This is a genomic window from Yersinia similis, from assembly GCF_001053095.1.
GTDB classification, from domain to species: domain Bacteria; phylum Pseudomonadota; class Gammaproteobacteria; order Enterobacterales; family Enterobacteriaceae; genus Yersinia; species Yersinia similis.
Window position 1 is genome coordinate 1 of the sequence record NZ_CGBP01000073.1, and the last position, 1,843, is coordinate 1,843.

The window sequence follows — 1,843 nt, forward strand, 5'->3', positions numbered from 1 at the left end:
CGCCGTGCTGCCAATCACCGCACCGTCAAGCTGGGTGTGTCCCAGCAGGCAATGGTTGATGCTATTGGTTTGCATGTTAACAACTGGAAGAAGTACCAGAACGGCCAGGCCATGCCGTCACTGGATGCACTGAAGAAGATAGCTACCACGCTGTATGTCAGTACCGATTACCTGCTGTTTGATGAACATGAACGTGGACCAACAGATATATTAACGTTGCAGTTTGAAGCCGTCAGCCAGTTGCCTGAGAACGAACAGGCGATCGTCCGCGAAGTGCTGGAGAGTCTGATCATGAAGTGCCAGTCACGACGCTGGGATTCATCCAGGAAGACGGTTAAAGAAGAGTAACGAAGACGAGATTTAGCGCGGTAATAACAGGCTGGAACCCGTGATTACCGCTAACCACCACTAACTATTTGGGAGTTAATCATGACTGAGCAGGATTCTATTTCAGAAGCGGTTATTTCTAAAGCGCAACGTCGTTATAAAGTCGGGTATGTCAGCATCCAGCATGCAAAGTGCGCCACTAAAATGACTACTTACTACAGCCGCACACCTAGTCTGCATCTTAAAGGCAACTGGCTGAAAGAAGCCGAGTTTGGGACAGATACGCCGGTCACCTTGGCCATTGAGCACGGGCGGCTGATTATTCAGACTAATAGTGATTTCTGACAGAAAATAGCCCCAGTGTAAATATCTGGGGCTATTGTGCCAACCTTTTCAGCTCTCGTTACTGATAAATAATCTCATATTCACTACCAAGTTCATCACGTAACCGCTGAGCTAACAAATACCCATCTTTTATAAAAGTCTCTTCTTCCAATTCATTTTTAAAACCTGAAGATGCAGGATCATCAATATTAAGTATTGCCTCAAACCGATCTGCCCATCGCTGAAGGCTTTCTTGGAGGTCTGTAGATATAGGTAATAAACCAGGTGCTATATCCCCAAAATCATCAGGCGTTGTTCCCCATAGTGGATAACACCCATAATCAGCCATTAATTTTATTTTCTTCATTTCACTACACCTCTCAAGTTCGCACCTACAATATATCCATTACTTCCAACAGTAACTGCGATGTTATATTTCTGACCATTGATAATAGTTTCATAAATCGGGCGACCAGTACCAGAACCTTGATAACCAACTACTTTTCCTTGTGTTACAGCTTTCATTACCACACTTGGAATTTGTGCTTCCGAAACACCTAGTTGAGAAAATTGGCTTCCATGTTCCTTTATAATATGTTGTAACCCTGCTGTAGGACTACCGGTTTCAAGAAAGATAATTTTGCCACTTGAATCCCTTGCCACGCTGACAATATTTTCAGGTGAATATTTAATACCCTGAGCCGTCATTTCTTTGAGTAAAGATTTAGTAGCTAAACTATTTTGTGCTAACTGAATTAGATTTTTTCCCGCAACCCCCAAAGATAAAACCGCTGCCTGATTTTCTGGATCTGATGCAAATGCCGCAAATTTCATCCACGATTCAGAAGTTGTATCGATCAGCGCTAAATCTTGACCGTTAACCTGCTGAACGAAGGCTTTAGCCTCATCTGTACTCATCGACTTATATAGCCAGTCCGGTCTTTCTGTCGTAGCTATTCCACCTTGAATAACCTCCTTGTAATAAACCTCACAAGTCAATGGCCTTTCCTGACAAACAGCTTTTAATTTCTCGCTATTTTCTTCGCTGAGTTTTCCATATTTTTCACGAACCGCATCACAGTTGCCTTTGGCTGTACAGGTTTGTAGTTCCTGATCAAATGACAATGCTTCCGTGGCACTCAGATAGTTATTCTCTACCGCATTTTTCCCCGCCTGTGCACCCGCAACCGCG

The 1,843-nt window shown here is 43.6% G+C and carries 4 protein-coding genes; 2 read left to right on the forward strand and 2 right to left on the reverse strand.

From position 1 onward, the window contains the following. Positions 1-30: 30 nt before the first annotated feature. A complete protein-coding gene (locus AC971_RS24915) occupies positions 31-348 on the forward strand; it encodes a helix-turn-helix domain-containing protein (protein WP_331454169.1) in 318 nt (105 codons plus the stop codon). 81 nt (positions 349-429) lie between these two features. Further along, positions 430-672 carry a SymE family type I addiction module toxin gene (locus AC971_RS21375; RefSeq protein ID WP_025384256.1) on the forward strand — a complete coding sequence of 81 codons (243 nt, stop codon included), beginning with the start codon at positions 430-432 and terminating at the stop codon, positions 670-672. A 58-nt stretch (positions 673-730) separates the two neighbouring features. On the opposite strand, the gene AC971_RS21380 is transcribed toward AC971_RS21375, so the two are convergent. Further along, positions 731-1,018 (reverse strand): hypothetical protein, encoded by a 288-nt coding sequence (locus AC971_RS21380; RefSeq protein ID WP_025384257.1) that lies wholly within the window; start codon positions 1,016-1,018, stop codon positions 731-733. Beyond that, on the reverse strand, positions 1,015-1,843 hold an 829-nt coding region (locus tag AC971_RS24060; RefSeq protein WP_197090744.1), incomplete at its 5' end, for a VENN motif pre-toxin domain-containing protein. The genes AC971_RS24060 and AC971_RS21380, both read right to left, overlap by 4 nt.

What these genes read in the sequence shown, in the direction of transcription:
- AC971_RS21375 (WP_025384256.1), top strand. Translation starts at nt 430, where the DNA reads ATGACTGAGCAGGATTCTATTTCAGAAGCGGTTATTTCTAAAGCGCAA.
- AC971_RS21380 (WP_025384257.1), bottom strand. Translation starts at nt 1,018, where the DNA reads ATGAAGAAAATAAAATTAATGGCTGATTATGGGTGTTATCCACTATGG.